Below are 17,264 nucleotides of genomic sequence, written 5' to 3' on the forward strand. Positions count from 1 at the left end.
AAAATCTAGCTTTCTCTTTACCTTTTAAATGTAAATAAACTTATTATTTTTTATATAAATCTTTAACTCCACCTCTATATCTTGTAAAAGATCGTTAATGAGTTCATAAAAATCATTTCCATACTCACTACACTCGTATTGAGCAAAGATTTGAATCACATACCTAGTTTCCGTCTCTAATGCTGACTTTATTTGATTAACCCTTTTTTCTTCTACATACGCTTGATATTTATGTATTGCCTCATACAGACGCAATACATGCGCTTCTTCATCTCTCCAATCCAACGTATCAACAATTGAAAGAAATAGCGTATTTTGATTATCTATTATTTCATAATCATTCATATATTTCTTACACCCTTTTTTATTTTTCATTGCATGCAGATGTCACTACACTTCGCATACTCAAGTACATCTTTTAATGATTGATGAAATTCAATTTCTGGGATCCAACCTAACCTTTTTATTTCCTCTATTGCTAAACTCTCATTTGAGTCGCTCCCACTTTTCCCTGTTTCCTCTATAAAAAAATTTAGCTGTGTTAATTCTTTATATTGTTCTAGTACATTTAATAAAGATTGTTTTACTCCTGATCCGATATTATATTGTTTTCCATTTATTCCATCTCGTAATAACACATGATACGCTTTAATCGCATCACGTACATCTAGAAAATCTCTACTATCTTTCAAACTGTTTACTTCAATAATGGCTTTACTTCTACCTGATTCTATATCTATCATTTTCTTTGCGAGAATCGAACAAATGCCATTCGATTCCCCTGGACCAATTAAGTTTGAGGGCTTTGCAATGATAATATTTGAATCCATTAATCCTCCCCAAGCCTCTGCGATAATGACTTGCATCGTTTTACTTAAACTATATGGATTTGAAATTTTTATTTCGTTCATACTATCTGCTTGCAAAGCAGATCCTATAACTAATGTTCTACAATGCGAGGCTTCTTGCTTAATTGCTTCTAATAAATATAACGTTCCTATTACATTAATCTCTATATACTCAAGAGCAGCTGTCCAAGATTCTATAACCGAATTCCTTCCTGCTAAATGCAATACGTAGTCTGGCTTTATTTGTTTCATTACCTTCATTACTTCGCTCTTATTAGTTAAATTACACGTAATACCATTTCTAATTTTTTCTCTATGTGCACGATTTTGAAACATAGGAATTACATGAAAGCCCTGCTCTAAAAAATAGTGGCAAGCATGGCGTCCTGTGAAACCATTTGCACCAGTTATTAAAAGGCTCGCATTTTTTTTCATCGCAAAAACCCTCCTTTTAATAGCATTTGTTTCACCTCATGTTTTGCAAGCAAGTCTTGTTGAGAACTAAAACTCTTCACATCCACTAGCGGATAGCTAGAATAATATTCTTGAAGTCCTTCGATAGGAATCGTCGGTAGTACCACAAAATAATTTTGATCAAAACTTATACTTGTTTTACTCTCTACCTCAGATAGAAGCATTTCACTTAATTTTTCACCCGGTCTTATCCCTACCTCTTTCACCTTAATGTTTTCTTTTTTTGAATCTTCAATTAATATTTCTGCTAAATCTGTTATTTTACATGCCGGCATTTTCATAACAAAGATTTCCCCGCCTCTACCTTGATATACTGCTTTAAATAACAATCCAACAGCATCTTCAACTGTTAAGAAAAATCTAGTCATATTCGCATCGGTAATCCCTACTTGTGAAGATCTTTTAATTTGTTGTTTAAAAAGCGGTACTACACTTCCACTCGTTCCTAAAACATTTCCACCACGAACACAAATGAATTTTGTTTTCTTCGTTTGTATATTCGCATGAACCATTAATTTTTCACCAATTGCTTTTGTCATCCCATACGTATTTGATGGATCAGCTGCTTTATCCGTTGAAACATATATAACTTTTTCAACTTGCGTCTGTGTAGAGGCTTCAATTACATTTTGCGTACCATGTATGTTAGTTTTTATAGCTTCATAAGGATAATACTCACATACTGGAACGTGTTTTAAAGCTGCAAGATGGAATACATAATGTACACCTTGGCATGCATAGACTAGTTGATCTTTATCACGAATATCTCCAATAATAAATTTTAGCCTATCATCATTTATAAACTGTTGCTGCATTTCAAACTGGACCGTTTCATTTCTTGAAAAAACTCTAATTTCTTTCGGTGATTTTTCTAATAGTTGTTTTATAAGTTCATGCCCCCACGAACCTGTACCACCAGTAATTAAAATTATTTTATTTAACATTCCTTTTCCTCCTACGAAACATCTCAATTTAAATAATATTTATTGAATTATTTTCAATTGATTCAAATCATAATCGTCGTTTGTTACATTTAATTGACAAAATAAAAAAACAGAAACTATTAAACTTAGTTTCTGTTTTTCATTTCACCTCACAACAGTAAGATTTTTTATACTGTTTGCATGATAAATAAATTCCTTGTAAAAAACACCGCTCATTTATTTCTTATACTCGTAATAAAATAAATAGAATGATTCATAGCCAATAATCATGTTTAAATTTATGAAAAAGGGAGGTAACGGAATGGACCGAAACAATTCATATCATACATATAACGGACCTTCCAAAGCACTGCCTCTTTCCCTATTCGATGTAAAAAATGAATTGAAACAAAAAAGCAAACTTATTCCTTCTGATACCATGTATAAATTAACGAAAGAAGAGCAACTCATCATCAACAAAATAAAAATACAAACAGAACAGCTAAATAAAAATAATGTTACAAGAACACGCGCATACTACCAATTTTACATTCAATATCCAGAAATACATTGGGCACTGCTTGGGCATATGGTATCACGTAACGGCGGTTGGAATATGACTGATTTAAAGGGCGATTTATATACGAGAATTTTATCAGAGAAAGATCAATTCATATTTTTTTCTTTTTTAGAAAGAGGGAATTGGCTTATTTTCCAAGATGTATACCCTCAATTTTTACTTTACGAACAAAGTGTAAAGAGATCACAAAAGTTATTTCACCTTCTCCCTCACCTAAATGTTTCTACATTTATGGAAACGATGTGGAACGATTTTTGGAAAACAGGCAACAAAAAAACATTAGCGATTGCAACTATTATTAATGAACAAAACTACTTAGAAAAAAGAGTGATTCAAAATGTACAATTTAAAAAGACTGTACTAAATAGTATTGGATTTAAACTCTTTGATTTCTTTCAGTTTAATCATATTCTTTTCCCATTCTACGAAAATGATAAGAAACAAAAAGTATTACTATTTGGTGATACAATGAAACATTTCACTTCCTTACATGAACGGATATTAATCGGAAAAAGATTGTACTCATTATTATTTCGAGATACACATGTTTTATCTCAAATAATAAGCTGGGCTCAACACCATCCACATACAGGATCAAGGAAAGATTACTGGCCCCATTTATTTTCAAGTGTAAATGAATCTTTTTCCCGTGAGTTTTATAAGCGCCGAATAAAGAAATGCCAGTTACGAAATGGCGCTTATCGCATATACAGCCCTGCACTCATCTATGCATGGCGAGATATGAAGCATGAAGAAGTTGACAGTGAAGATTGGTTTACCGATTGGCAAGTTGTAAATTACTTAGTTGATAAGGAGGAAAATATAAATGGACAAATTACAGAAGACTACTGCAAAACACTCGAAAAAATTGAACTCGCCATTCTCGCAAAGAAAAATGTCCTCCTCCGAGAAGAAGAATGAGTTTCTAGCATTAGTAGTTACAATCTTTCTCTCTTCTATTATTGGAACTTGCTTAGATGCCTTTTTTGTTCATAAACAAATATATTCCTTTCCGGCTAGGCCCTTCTCATCCACATTTTCGGTTAATATAGCTTTTACATTGTTCGTACTGCCGATTTTAACAGTTATCTTTATACACATTTCAAAAAAATTATCTAAAGTTTCTAGAATTTTATTTATTATTTCAATCGGTATTTGTGCTAGCCTTTTTGAACAGGTTGCTGAAAGTTTAGGTTTATTTGTACATAGTGCGAATTGGAACCATACATATTCTTTATTTGGTTATATGATTTTTCATTCTTTTATTTGGAACGTATATAATTGGATAAAAAAATAAAGAGACCATTATAGGTCCCTTCTTAAGCATACTCTTCCGTTATTGCCAATGGTGCCAATGTTTGAAGGCTTTTAGAGCGTAAACGATAGGCAACGACTTTCTTCTTATATTGCTTAATGACATCAACATGTTCCTCATAGCTATATAGAGAAAATCTAATCTCTTTATTCCCTTTCTTCGTATCAATGACTATTGGTGTCCCTTCTCCTTGCGGCGGGAAATAATGTTTATCTAAAAACAAAGCCTCATTAAATTCATGAATAACTTGTAGTTTCATTTCTCCCTCTATATTTTTTCCATCTATCGATATAGAAGTATTTTCCGCCTCAAGCTTTTGATGCAATTCAAATCTACTAATAATTGATTCTACAACAGAAGTGGGCATACTAGAAACTAGCACTTTAAGAGCGCCAAAAATAAATAATGTAACTATAAACCATGTTGTCATTTTCATCATCTCCATTACATTTTAAAATATAAATTTCGTTCCATACGGTATGAATATACTAATGAGTATTCCAGTTACAATCATCGTCACCGAACCGATTGTCGCCTCTTTCTCGCCTTCCTTCACGAGACGGCTCACACCGATAATATGTGATGCACAGCCCATTCCAACTCCTTTTCCAATCGTACTTGTTATACTGAAAAACTTAAGTACTGTTGGTCCGATCATAGCGCCTGTTATTCCTGCAACAACTACAAAACTAGAAGTCATAGATGGAATACCACCAATTTGATCCGCTAATGATAGGGCAATAGGCATCGTTGCTAACTGTGGTAAAGTAGTTAATATAAGTTCCTTATCTATATTTAAAATTCCGCCAATCACTACATTCATACTCGTTACAGCCACTATACCTATCACTACTCCAATAAGTATCGATAAAAAATTTTTCATAAGTATCTTTCGCTCTTTAAATAGAGGTATGGCTAATGCTACAATTGCAGGGCTCAATAAGCTTGAAAGAATGTCTCCTCCATTTTCCCTATACTCATGATGAGAAATACCAAAAATGAAAAATAAACAAATCATAATTGCCGTAACTGTTAACACCGGTAACGTAAATGCAAACGTAAATTTTTCATATAGCTTTGTCGCCAAGAAATAAATTGCTACAGTAATAATAATTAAGACCATTTGAATCGTGCACCTTGTCGATTTTATTTTTTTGTTGTTATTAATAATTGACTTATATACCCTGAAACAATCAAAGTTACTACAGTACTTGCAACTACTAAAAGGAATATAATACTCCCCTTACTGAAAAGAAAAGACCCGTATTCCATCAGCCCTGTTGTCGAAGGGATTAAAAATAACGGTAAAAATACGATTAACTTTTCCGCACCTAACTCAAACCATTTTAACGGTAAAATGCGAGTGGAAAGGAGCAGGAACAGCATTAACATCCCTATTAAACTTCCTGGCATTGATAGATGGAATACTCCTTGAATCCACGTACCCACTAGGCTAAATACATATAGCACGCCTACTTGAAGTAAAAGCGTCACGTACTTCATTTCTTTCCCTCATTTCACTATCACACATCCATATTATGAAATCTCATGTAGCGTGTCGGCAAACCGTTTAATTCCAAGTTGAATTTGTTCTATATTCGCTCTACCAAACGTAAATCGTATATATTCATTTTTCGAACCTAAAACACTGCCCGGAACAAATGCGACACCATTCCGTATAGATTCACCTAATAAGTGATATTCATCAAACTTTCCTTTCACTTTACACCATACATGTATTCCACCCTCTGGCACGAAACATTCAACTCGGTCTCCCAATGTTCCTTCAAGCTCTGCAATTAATTCATCTCTTCTTTGCTTCAATTGTCCACGAAGTATCGTAATATGTGTATGAAAATCCTTTGATTCTAAAAATTGATTTGCTACCCACTGCGTAAATACACTATGGCCAAAATCAACTTGTTGCTTTGCATCTGCTAAACGCTCAATTACACGTGTAGGACCAATTATCCATCCAATACGTAATCCTGATGCAACAATTTTTGATAATGAACTTATATAAAGAACATTTCCATTTTGGTCCATTGATTTTAATGTCGGGTTCACTTCTCCATTAAAAGAAATTAAACTATACGGATCATCTTCTACAATTGGTATACCGAACTCAGAAGACAGTTCTAAAATTTTTTTACGTCTCGCTAATGAAAGCACAGTACCTGTTGGATTTTGATAATCTGGATTCAAAAATACCATACGAATGCGATGCTTTTTGTGCAAATCTATTAAGTCATCTGGATTCATTCCATGCTCATCAACAGGTAAATGAAATATGTTTAAACCGGCCGATTTAAACATTGGAAGCGAAAAACAATATGACGGATCTTCAATCGCAATCGCATCGCCAGGTTTTAATAAACATTGAACGATAAGATTAAGCGCCTGTTGTGCTCCTGACGTAATAAGAATAGAGCTTGAATCTGCTTCAATTTGTTTATATTGCTGAACATGTGCTGCAATTGTTTTTCTCAACATCTCATTTCCAAGTGGATGGTCATAGCCGAGGTTTTCCATAAATGTTTTCTCCGACAAAATTGTTCGAAATCTATCACTTGGAATTAATTCTGGTGACAGTTCACCACTTGCTAAATTAATTAAATCATCTTTTTGTGTTTCCGTTCGAATTTGTTGAACGAGTGGTACGTTAGGTAAGAACGATCCATCCTCCACGTACCTACCCCAGTTCGGTATTCGTTTATGTGAGACACCCCATATATCTGTATTGACCCGTGTTCCGCTTCCCTTTTGTCGTTCTACTACTCCAAGTGATTTTAATTCTTCATACGCAGCTACTATTGTACTCCGGTTCACCTGTAATTTCTTTGCTAACATACGCTCAGAAGGTAACTTACTATCAGAAGGAAATTCGCCTGAAGAAATGCCTCTTTCAATATAATCCGCAATTTGTTTATATACAGGTGTCTTATCTGCACGATTTGGTTTCCATTCCATATAGTTGCCCCCTCTCAAAACTAACTATATTTTACTCACTAATAACAGTATTGACTGTAATAATAGTATTAATTAATTAATTAATTACATGATTTAAAAATCTTTCTACTGTCATATTAAAGCTACTTGGCTTTTCTAAATAAGGTAAGTGTCCACTATTTTTAAACTCAATAAAAGTTGTATTTTTCAAACGGCTTTCAAACTCTCTTACATATTTCTCGGGAACAAAATCATCATTTTCCCCTCTTATAATTAAAGCGGAACATGTAATATTCGAAAGAAATGGTCTTTGATCATAATCTACTAATTCAGCAAATAATCTTTGAATATGCACCGGATTAATAAACTGTAAAGATTGATAAAATCCCCTGACAATTACTTCATTATTCGCTACTCCCATCGCCTTCAACAATGTATCCGCCCATTTTTTCCCGTTATCATGTAAGCTAAGCAAATCATATACTTCAAGCCGCTTCTTTCGATCCTCAGGCTCCAAATAGGGAAATGCATTTACAATAATTAAGCTAGAAACACATTCTGGATATTGGATAGCAAAATCAACACCTACTCTAGCCCCTTTTGAAAGTCCACAAATGACTACTTTTTGTAACTTTAAATAATTGCATAACTCATACAAAACATTTACATATTCTTTAAAGTTAATTTCTAGCCCTCCAGATTTTCCATGTCCTGGTAAATCAAGTGAGATCACTGTCCATTTTCCCTTAAAATATTGCCTTTGATATAACCAATTATTTGCGTTTCCTCCAAGCCCATGTAAAAACAATATGACTGGACCTGATCCTTCTATATTATAAAAAACCTTTCGATTCTTATATACAAAATACATATTCATCACCTTCAGCTGTAGCATCACTTATTTTTATCTTTGAATGAATATATCCAAAACGGTTCTCTTTCTAACCACTCGACTGTTTCCGGTACACCATCTTCATACTCTCTTTTTAGTTCTGTTACTTTAGTCGTAAACTGTGATGCATGTGCTTGCAATGCTTCTAGCTTTTTTGGAACATATTCTTTCACTTCATTTTTAAAATGTGGCGGACCTATTTCCACTTCATGATTATTTGAAAAAGCTACCGCATAAAACGTTGGTCTTTTATTTTCCTGAATAGTAGCTAAAGCCGCAGCCACCGCTTCTCCTGTTGCATCATGATCTGGATGAACTGCATATCCCGGATAAAAAGAAATGACCAATGAAGGATTCAATTCTTCTACACATTTTTGTATTACACGTCTTAACTCTCCAGGAATTTCAAATTCAAGGGTCTTATCACGATATCCCATCATACGTAAATCTTTAATACCTAAAATATTTGTAGCCCTCTTTAGTTCTTTCTCTCTTATAGCATATAATGATTCACGTGTTGCAAAAGGAGGATTTCCCATCGCTCTCCCCATTTCACCTAACGTTAAGCAAACATAAGTTAGAGGAACATTCCGCTGGACATAAGCTAAAATTGTACCCGCCACGCAATATGACTCATCATCTGGATGCGGAAAAACAATTAAAACGTGACGTTCATTTTTTATCAAAATCATCTTCCTCCATCATACACAATATTAACCTTTTTCTTTAAAAACTATTAAATCACTACTGCATACCACGTTACTCCAACAAGTAGTACGAAAAGAAGGATAATATAAATAGTTGATAAGTTTTTCACATTTCTCTTTGTAGACTTTCCGTAATTCTCCTCCACGTTTCTTGCAACTAGTACAGTCCCAAATAGCGATACAATTACAATAATAACGACTAGTGAAATTGCAAAACTCATTGTCTTTTCACCTCTCTAAGACCCATCTATTTTAATTAAAGAACTTACATAAAAACCTTCCTCTTTAAAACGTTGATAACATACTACCTTTCTTCTCTTATCATAATAGATGTTTGTAAAAAGCGAACCAACCACTTTCGTGTTTTTTTACTCATCCACTTTAAAAATAAAAAGAAGCGATATATTTTATCGCTTCTCACTCTCATCATCTTTATTCTTTTATTAATGACTTATTCGCTCTTATAACTTCTTGATACAATAATGGTGACCACTTTTCATTTATGTAGTCTTGAATTACCCAGCCTACTCTCGCAGGATTCTTTTGTTTTATATGGTTTGCAATTTCAGGATTTATATAAGAGGCATAGTAATATGGACTATTCCATGCTGTACCACCAGAAGACAAGCTTGTAAAATTTATATATAGATGATTTAAATCCTCACTATTGTTCATCGTTTCATTCATTGTATCTTTAATAGATTTTACTTTCTCATCATAACTCACTTTATATTTATCTTGTACTGTTACATTTACATTTTGATTTACAGTTGTGGTAAACGTCTCATTATCCGGCCAATAAAAATTATTATATCCTCCAGATTCATTACTACCACTATATCTTTTTAGTAGTACAATTTTCCCACGAGCATCTCCAAGCTTTATATTTCCTTCTGTTTTTAAAAAAATAGGATCAACAAAATATTTTTTTTCAAACGTGCTACTAAATGAATCTTCTGCCCCTTTCATATCCTCATACTCTTTTTTTAAAGACATAATAATTGTTTCACTCGGGTTATCTTTTAAAAATTGTTTCGCTTCATTTATGAATTCATGCAGTGTTACATAAAGATATAATGGCCCATGATGAAGAACTATCGTATTATCATCTGTTAAACGTCCTCTTATATCAAAAATGCGAGCTCCATGGTCCATTTGATAGCGAAAATCATATTCTTGCGTCATTCCCCATACTTGCTTAATCGGATTTTGCAACTTGAACGTCCCACTATCGTGTGTTCCTGGAATTGAAATTCGTGCTAACGGGATATTATCAGGTATAGGTTGCATCCATTTTGACAAATTTTCAAGCTCATTAACAGAGCTAGCTGCAACTACTCTCTTATCATGTAAAGCAAATACAAATGTGATAAATATTGTACTACATATGAATAATTTCAAAATTAACTTCTTATTGCTCATTATTATCCCTCTCTCTTTCTGTTTTTATATCAAACTTATTGAATATAATATAAGCTAGCTCAGAAAAAATAAATAACATTTCATCAATATGAAATATTGCATAGAAGTAAAGTTAAAAAATCATTCACATATACTAAATTAGAAAAATTTAAAGGAACTTCATCTGAAGTTCCTTTTACTTATTTTATGTTCAATACGTATGAACCATTTTTATTCTCATATTTATAGACGTATAAATAATATTTACCTGGCTTTGCATTATAAGTTCCTTTAACTACATTGCCTTCATTTTCACCATATGCTACATAGTTATTTAAATCTGATTCATGATGAAGTACCCATGTCATTCCGATATTTTGTTCATTTAGTAAAGAAATATTAATATTTTCCGGCGAATCAATTTGGAAAGTAAATACATCTACTCTATCACTATTATGTAGCGTTCCTTTCACCGGTGTATGAAAGTTAACTTTATTTGCCTGTCTAGGCTCATTATTTGGTTCATTTTCTGTTACTTGTAATTCATTCCCACCGTTTGGTTTTCTTTGTTCATAGCCTAAGTTTGCTAGTATAGACTTCAAATCTGGTAAAACACCAATTTTATCTGCATATGGATCTTTAGATTTTGTTCCTGTGCTCTGGTTACTTAATATTGCTCTTAGTTCACTTGGTCTATATGGTTGTCCTAAATTTTCTTTAGCAATGCTTTGTACTAAAGTCGCTGCCCCAGCAATAATTGGCGAAGCACTAGATGTTCCGCTAAAGCTTGAAGTATAAAGATTTACAGCACTTCTACTTTGCTCGGCTGTAGTTGTATCTACATTTTCTCCCCATCCGTACACATCAATACGGCTTCCATAATTCGAAAACCACATACGTTCATGAGGGAAAGATGAAGAGCCAGCTCCTACCATAATTGCACCCGAATCTTTAAAATCTTTACTATTACGATTTAAGACTTGCTTACCTTTTCTATCTTTGAACTGGTCTAAATCATTCCACCCATTTGCTCCGGCCTCTATAATTACAATCCCTTTATCTGTACCAGCACGAATTGCATCAAAGATATCTGGTTGTACTTCAACAGGTAAATATTTATCACCATATCCATCGAAAGATGCTTGTGCCTCTAACAATAAAACATCCCCAGCTTCTAACTGATTTACAGCGCTTAATATTGCATCAGCCGTATTATACTGTCCATTATCTCTTATTTGAGAGATAACCTTTGCTTTCGCTTTTGGCGCAATCCCAATATTCCCAACTTCATTGTCCTCAGAGGATACAATTCCTAGTACAGACGTCCCATGACCGACATGCTGATCTATATTTCTTCCAGACATTAACTCAATTTTTTGATGTAATAAATCCTCATGATTTAATAACCATCCGTATTCCATATCAACAAAAGTGATACCATTTCCATTACCGCCTTGAATTCCCCAGGCGAAAGGCGCATTAATACCGTATGGGGCCGCTTCAAGATAACCTTGTTTTTTAAATCTAGGATTGTTACTAGGATTAAGAGCTACACTTGATGATTGCACTTCAGGTGGCATTATTTTCTCTTGTTTCTTCATATACGCATCTTCTATTAAAGAAGATGCCTTTAACTTATCTACTATTTCTTCTTCATACCCACTATTTTGATTTTGAAGAATATAGTAGTTTAATAAACTTGTAGATACATGATTAGGTGCTTTCACTTCAAGGTTTTGTATTTGTTCCGGGCTTACAGATGTGAATAAACGAGTAAATGTTACATCTGGATATTCTGTCAAAAGATCTTTTATTACTTTATCATTCGTTTGAGATTGTATTTGTTTTTCAATACCATCTTCATATGGCAAATCCAAATCCGCTTTAAATTTTACAATGATTTGCTTATCTGTTTCTTGTTCTATCCCTGATTTAATCTGCTGTTCTATAGAATCAGCATGTACACTATTGATAGTACCCCCTGTTCCTAAAAGTGTTGTAATGATTACAGTTGACGCACACATTTTTCGAAATATTTCCATTGCATTAATCCTCCTATTAATAATTAATCATTATATTAATCTATAATGATTTCGTTTCTATAACGTATTCCCTTTCTACTAAATAGATTATAGTAATCAGAAATATGAACTTCAATGTATTTTCATATGCAATATTTCATATTCGGACTCTACACTACACGAATATGAAACTTATAGTGATTATTTATTTTATATGTGCTAATATACTTACATTAATATATTACGCATATATACATTTCAAACTACATTACTTAATAGTTTCACCTTAATTTTTTCTTAGGAGGATTTACAATGAAATTACTAAAACTAAAACATATAATCCCTTTATCTGCAGCTGCAATTACATTCGTATGTAGTCAAAGTACAGCTGAAGCTTCTATCATTCATACAGTAAAAAAGAACGATACACTTTGGGGCATTAGTAAACAATACGGAGTTTCAATACAATCCATTAAACAGGCTAATAATAAAGGAAACGATAAAACCTTTATTGGCGAACAGTTACATATTCCAGGGTCCGTGAAATCAAATGAAATCACTGTTCCTCAAAACGCCAAGCCTGCGAACATTTCTGAACAAATTATTTATCAAGTACAACCGGGAGATTCATTAGAAACGATAGCAAAGCGTTACAATGTCACTGTCCAATCTATAAAACAAATGAACAATACAGTCGGAAACAAGCTTTATACAGGACAACATTTAAAAATCAACTTAAGTATTTCACAAAAAGAAAAAGACTTAATGGCACGCTTAGTTACTGCTGAAGCAGGTGGCGAATCGTATAAAGGAAAAGTAGCAGTAGCGAAAGTTATACTAAATCGTGTAAATGCAAAAGGTTTTCCAAATACAATAACAGGCGTTATTTATGAACCTATTAAATACGGATATGCATTTACTCCTGTTACAGATGGAAGAATTAATCAACCTGCAAGTGCAGAAGCAAAAATGGCTGTAGAAGAGGCTATCTCCACAAATGGAGTAGATTCAGACTGGATTTATTTCTACAATCCAAAAACATCAACGGACAAGTGGATTACGACACGTCAAACAGTAGCAGTGATTGGTAATCATGTGTTTGCTAAATAAGATTTAAAATCATTAACAGACCTCTTCACTTAAAAGGTCTGTTTTTTTCTATGTAAGATGTTATTAATCATATGACATAGTTATTTTTTAAACTGTTTCTTCTTTCAAATAAAAATTTTTGTATTTACTCCACCACTCGTAGAAATTAATAAAGCATCAAGTTCAAAAACTCCCACTTTATTAATAAAAGCTATTTCTTAACTTCATAAAATTGTTATACACTAGAAAAATAAAAAACAAACTATTCGTTAGCAGGTGGAAAAATATGTATGATGTTACGATTATCGGCGCTGGAGTAAGTAGCATTTTTATGGCGTATTCACTAGCTAAAAGTAACAAAAAAGTTTTAATTCTTGATAAAGGTAAAGCGCTAGAAGATCGCCATTGTCCTTTAGACGAAGGAAAAGTGTGTAATTGTACTACATGTGATAAATATTTCGGGTTTGGTGGTTTAGGCAAATCTGAAGGGAAATTTAATTATACAAACGGATTTGGCGGAGAACTTGAGAAAAAAGTCGGTAAAGAGGGTTTTATACAACTCATGGCTGAAGTAGATGAAATTCTATGTCAGTTTGGTGGAAGTTCGGTTTCAAAATATTCTACTGAAAATTCAAGTCTCACTAAGAGAGCTGAAGCGTGTGGTTTACAAATGCTAACAACAGAAGTAAGACATCTTGGTACTACACTTTCCAGTAACATTTTTCAGCAGCTCTATGAATTTTTACTGACGAAAATAAAGATCCAATTTCATATAGATGTACAACATATTCTGAAACAGGAAGATCATTTTACAATAGATACAAATCAAGGAACAGTTCAAACTAAGCAACTAGTATTTGCAACTGGGCGCTCTGGGGCCGATTGGTTAAAAGAAATGTGCAGTTCCCTAAATATTTCTCAGGAGCAAACACGTGTAGATTTAGGAATTAGAGTAGAAATGAAAGAACATCAATTACGCTCTATATTAAAAGATACTTTTGAAACAAAACTTTCTTATCAAGGTGAGCATTTCATAGCAACTACTTACTGTATGAATCCAAAAGGACGAATCATTCGAAAGTACGAAGAATGTTTAGTTATGCCTGACGGTCAAAATTTTCGAGAGCAAGGAACTGGCACTTCTAACTTAAATTTCACTTTATTTATTCCTCGCTATTTTCCAACTCTCAAAGAAGCAAATGTATACGCAAGTTCAATTATTCAAGGCATTAACCAAGGACGAGATCGGATTGTTATACAGCGCTTAGAGGACTTACTAAAGAAACAACCTACGGTGGAAAACAGCATGGAACATAATCGTATACAACCTACACTACAGGGAGATTATGGAGATTTGAATCAAGAAATTCCTCAATTATATATTGAAGGGCTAAAAGAATTTTTATTACGTTTAGAACAATTTATACAAGAGCCTATCGATCAACATACTTTACTATATGGAATTGATGGAAAGTTCTATGCTCCTACGATAAAAATTAATAATCATTTTGAAACTAGTGTACATGGGCTATTTTTAATTGGAGATTGTTCAGGCTTTACGCATTCATTATCTCAAGCAGCTGCAAGTGGTCTGTATGTTGGAAAGTACTTATCTGACATTTAATTTTTATCATTAAGATGTCAATCAAATATTTTCAATTTCAAAACACTTTACTTATATAGTAAAAGTATATTAATAAGTCCCCTACCCTTCACGGCTAATGATTAACAGACAAAAAATCTTGATTTTACAAAATACATATGTAATATAACTGTATATTTAAAACGATTGACATTCAATTCTAATAAATTGAATGTCAACCGTTTTAAAAGTCTCTATCCATTTTCACTTTTATTTGTTCGATATTTTGTAACATCATCATAGTGTTTAATATGGTAGGATGTCTATAAGTCAATTTCACTACAACTATGACTTGTTCTGCCCGTTTCTCAAAAAGAGTTATATTTATGCTACTACGCTTTAAAAAACCCCATTATATATATGAATACTTCAAATTATTCCCTTTAGAAAACAAAGTCTAAATGGTTCATTACACTCTAATAGTTATAAAAACATAATATATAACTTTAGTTAAATAAATTATATAAAGAAGGTGTAAAAATGAAGAACAAAATAAATTTACAAATGCAAAATATAAGTTTTGTTATAATAATGGCTTTAGCGGTATGGTTAAAAACATATCTTATTACGCGATTCAGTTTTGATTTAAAAATCGAGTCTTCGACGCAAGAGCTCATTTTGTTTATTAGCCCTCTAGCCGCATCATTAGCATTTGTTGGATTAGCATTATTTGCAACTGGTGAAAAGCGAAATTATATAGCGCTCTGTATTAATTTCTTATTAACAATCGTGCTTGTTGGAAATGTAATGTTCTATGATTTTTATAATGATTTCGTTACATTACCAGTACTTGGACAAACCTCAAACTTTGGCCAATTAGGCGGCAGTATTATAGAAATATTAAACTACAAAATTATACTCGCATTCGTAGACATTGTTTTCTTCTTTATTTTATTAAAAAAGAAATCATTGGTCTTTAAAACAGAACGTGTAACTCATTCTACGCGCTTGTTATACTTTCTTTTAACGATTGGTGTATTCTTTGCGAATCTACATCTTGCAGAAAAAGAGCGCCCTGAATTATTAACAAGATCATTCGACCGAGTCATGCTTGTCAAAAATTTAGGCTTATATACTCACCAAGTATATGACTTAACACTGCAAGTAAAAGCTGGGTCACAAAAAGCACTTGCTGATAGTAGTAAATTACAAGAAACTGAAAACTACGTAAAAGCAAATCAAAGCGAGCCAAACCCTAATATGTTTGGTGCAGCGAAAGGAAAAAACGTAATTGTCGTCACTCTTGAATCCTTGCAGACCTTCTTAATAGGCGCATCAGTGAACGGGCAAGAAGTTACACCATTCCTAAATGAATTCATAAATGAAAGTTATTACTTTGATAACTTTTTCCATCAAACTGGTCAAGGGAAAACATCTGATTCTGAATTTCTAATCGATACGTCGTTGTATCCATTAAATCGAGGAGCTGTATTCTTTACACACGGTAACAATGATTATACTGCAACTCCAGAAATTTTACGTCAGCAAGGTTATTTCACTTCTGTATTTCATGCGAATAACGCAACATTTTGGAATCGTAATATTATGTACTCCGCTCTTGGTTATGACCGTTACTATAATGAACTTGATTACAAAATCACGCCAGAAACAAATTTAAATTGGGGATTAAAAGATATCGAATACTTTGATCAATCAGTAGATATATTAAAAACTGTTAATCAACCATTCTATGCTCGTTTCCTTACTTTAACAAACCATTATCCATTTACGTATGATGAAGATACAAAATTCATTGAACCATACAACTCTGGTAATGGCGTATTTGATCGTTACATCGTAACAGCACGTTACTTAGACGAATCCATTAAAAAATTTATTGAACGTCTAAAGGCCGAGGGGCTTTACGATAATTCTATTATTATGTTATACGGTGATCATTATGGCATTTCCGAAAAACATAATCGTGCAATGGCACAGTTTTTAGAAAAAGATCAAATAACAGAATTTGATACTTTAAATTTACAACGTACACCTTTATATATTCATATTCCTGGACAAACAGAAGGTCAAACTATTTCAAAGCCTACGGGACAAATCGATATGAAACCTACTATTCTAAATTTATTAGGTGTTGATTCTACGAATGATATCCGTTTTGGCCATGATATGTTTTCAGATGAATATACTGGCTTTGTTGTTTTACGTGATGGTAGCTTCGTTACAGATAAGTATGCATACAAAAACAACACTTTCTACGACCGTATAACAGGTGAAATTGTAGATTTACCAAAAAAAGAAGCTCAAGCCCTCATTAAACGTGCACAAAATGAATTACGAATGTCTGACAAAATTATTGAAGGCGATTTATTACGTTTCTCAGAAAGTAATAAAATTAAAACTGGCGAAGTACAAACTAAAATTAAAGAAACAGAAAAATAATCTATATGAAAAAGGAGCAACTT

General features: G+C 33.0%; 17 protein-coding genes. 5 read left to right on the forward strand and 12 right to left on the reverse strand.

The window, feature by feature from the left end; all coding sequences use genetic code 11:
* Positions 1-24: 24 nt before the first annotated feature.
* Genes GBN91_RS13850 through GBN91_RS13860 form a run of 3 tightly spaced genes read right to left on the reverse strand, consistent with a single transcriptional unit; the run spans position 25 to position 2,266 of the window.
* Positions 25-375 carry a DUF6572 domain-containing protein gene (locus tag GBN91_RS13850; RefSeq protein WP_015055176.1) on the reverse strand — a complete coding sequence of 117 codons (351 nt, stop codon included), beginning with the start codon at positions 373-375 and terminating at the stop codon, positions 25-27.
* Positions 372-1,283, reverse strand: a complete 912-nt coding sequence (locus tag GBN91_RS13855; protein ID WP_000739075.1) for an SDR family oxidoreductase — start codon at positions 1,281-1,283, stop codon at positions 372-374. The genes GBN91_RS13850 and GBN91_RS13855 overlap by 4 nt, the downstream gene beginning before the upstream one ends.
* Positions 1,280-2,266: a UDP-N-acetylglucosamine 4,6-dehydratase family protein gene (locus GBN91_RS13860; RefSeq protein ID WP_000932612.1), complete on the reverse strand. Its 987-nt coding sequence runs from the start codon at positions 2,264-2,266 to the stop codon at positions 1,280-1,282. The genes GBN91_RS13855 and GBN91_RS13860 overlap by 4 nt, the downstream gene beginning before the upstream one ends.
* Before the next feature lie 301 nt (positions 2,267-2,567).
* Here GBN91_RS13860 and GBN91_RS13865 point away from each other — a divergent pair, with 301 nt between their 5' ends.
* Positions 2,568-3,746: a DUF2515 domain-containing protein gene (locus GBN91_RS13865; protein WP_152121612.1), complete on the forward strand. Its 1,179-nt coding sequence runs from the start codon at positions 2,568-2,570 to the stop codon at positions 3,744-3,746.
* The gene (locus GBN91_RS13870) at positions 3,721-4,122 is read left to right on the forward strand and encodes a CBO0543 family protein (protein WP_033692454.1); all 402 of its coding nucleotides are present in this window, start codon (positions 3,721-3,723) and stop codon (positions 4,120-4,122) included. The genes GBN91_RS13865 and GBN91_RS13870 overlap by 26 nt, the downstream gene beginning before the upstream one ends.
* A 22-nt stretch (positions 4,123-4,144) precedes the next feature.
* On the opposite strand, the gene GBN91_RS13875 is transcribed toward GBN91_RS13870, so the two are convergent.
* From GBN91_RS13875 to GBN91_RS13915, 9 genes are all read right to left on the reverse strand, one after another.
* Positions 4,145-4,570, reverse strand: coding sequence for a YfmQ family protein (locus tag GBN91_RS13875; protein WP_152121613.1), 426 nt, complete (start codon positions 4,568-4,570; stop codon positions 4,145-4,147).
* Between the two features lie 21 nt (positions 4,571-4,591).
* The gene (locus tag GBN91_RS13880) at positions 4,592-5,263 is read right to left on the reverse strand and encodes an LrgB family protein (protein ID WP_006922209.1); all 672 of its coding nucleotides are present in this window, start codon (positions 5,261-5,263) and stop codon (positions 4,592-4,594) included.
* A gap of 23 nt (positions 5,264-5,286) precedes the next feature.
* Entirely contained in the window at positions 5,287-5,643 is a 357-nt protein-coding gene (locus tag GBN91_RS13885) for a CidA/LrgA family holin-like protein (protein ID WP_000878492.1), read from the reverse strand.
* A gap of 33 nt (positions 5,644-5,676) precedes the next feature.
* A complete protein-coding gene (gene pdxR / locus GBN91_RS13890; RefSeq protein WP_016123267.1) occupies positions 5,677-7,110 on the reverse strand; it encodes a MocR-like pyridoxine biosynthesis transcription factor PdxR in 1,434 nt (477 codons plus the stop codon).
* 76 nt (positions 7,111-7,186) lie between these two features.
* Positions 7,187-7,960, reverse strand: a complete 774-nt coding sequence (locus GBN91_RS13895) for an alpha/beta fold hydrolase (protein WP_042867390.1) — start codon at positions 7,958-7,960, stop codon at positions 7,187-7,189.
* Between the two features lie 23 nt (positions 7,961-7,983).
* Positions 7,984-8,664, reverse strand: a complete 681-nt coding sequence (gene bshB2 / locus GBN91_RS13900) for a bacillithiol biosynthesis deacetylase BshB2 (RefSeq protein ID WP_042867561.1) — start codon at positions 8,662-8,664, stop codon at positions 7,984-7,986.
* Between the two features lie 53 nt (positions 8,665-8,717).
* Complete coding sequence (locus GBN91_RS13905; RefSeq protein WP_000006467.1) at positions 8,718-8,909, reverse strand: hypothetical protein; 192 nt, start codon at positions 8,907-8,909, stop codon at positions 8,718-8,720.
* Positions 8,910-9,120: 211 nt separating this feature from the next.
* Entirely contained in the window at positions 9,121-10,110 is a 990-nt protein-coding gene (gene plcA / locus GBN91_RS13910) for a phosphatidylinositol diacylglycerol-lyase (RefSeq protein ID WP_152121614.1), read from the reverse strand.
* Positions 10,111-10,289: 179 nt separating this feature from the next.
* Positions 10,290-12,131 (reverse strand): S8 family peptidase, encoded by a 1,842-nt coding sequence (locus GBN91_RS13915; protein ID WP_097796320.1) that lies wholly within the window; start codon positions 12,129-12,131, stop codon positions 10,290-10,292.
* A 291-nt stretch (positions 12,132-12,422) separates the two neighbouring features.
* Between GBN91_RS13915 and GBN91_RS13920 the strand changes: the two genes are divergently transcribed.
* The 3 genes from GBN91_RS13920 to GBN91_RS13935 all read left to right on the forward strand — a co-directional run bounded on the left by GBN91_RS13920 (position 12,423) and on the right by GBN91_RS13935 (position 17,241).
* Positions 12,423-13,220, forward strand: a complete 798-nt coding sequence (locus GBN91_RS13920) for a cell wall hydrolase (RefSeq protein ID WP_152121615.1) — start codon at positions 12,423-12,425, stop codon at positions 13,218-13,220.
* A gap of 265 nt (positions 13,221-13,485) precedes the next feature.
* Positions 13,486-14,823, forward strand: coding sequence for an NAD(P)/FAD-dependent oxidoreductase (locus GBN91_RS13925; RefSeq protein ID WP_152121616.1), 1,338 nt, complete (start codon positions 13,486-13,488; stop codon positions 14,821-14,823).
* 498 nt (positions 14,824-15,321) lie between these two features.
* Positions 15,322-17,241 (forward strand): LTA synthase family protein, encoded by a 1,920-nt coding sequence (locus GBN91_RS13935; protein ID WP_152121617.1) that lies wholly within the window; start codon positions 15,322-15,324, stop codon positions 17,239-17,241.
* Positions 17,242-17,264: the final 23 nt, after the last annotated feature.

Origin of the sequence: Bacillus sp. B1-WWTP-T-0.5-Post-4 (genome assembly GCF_009183795.1) — a bacterium.
GTDB classification, from domain to species: domain Bacteria; phylum Bacillota; class Bacilli; order Bacillales; family Bacillaceae_G; genus Bacillus_A; species Bacillus_A cereus.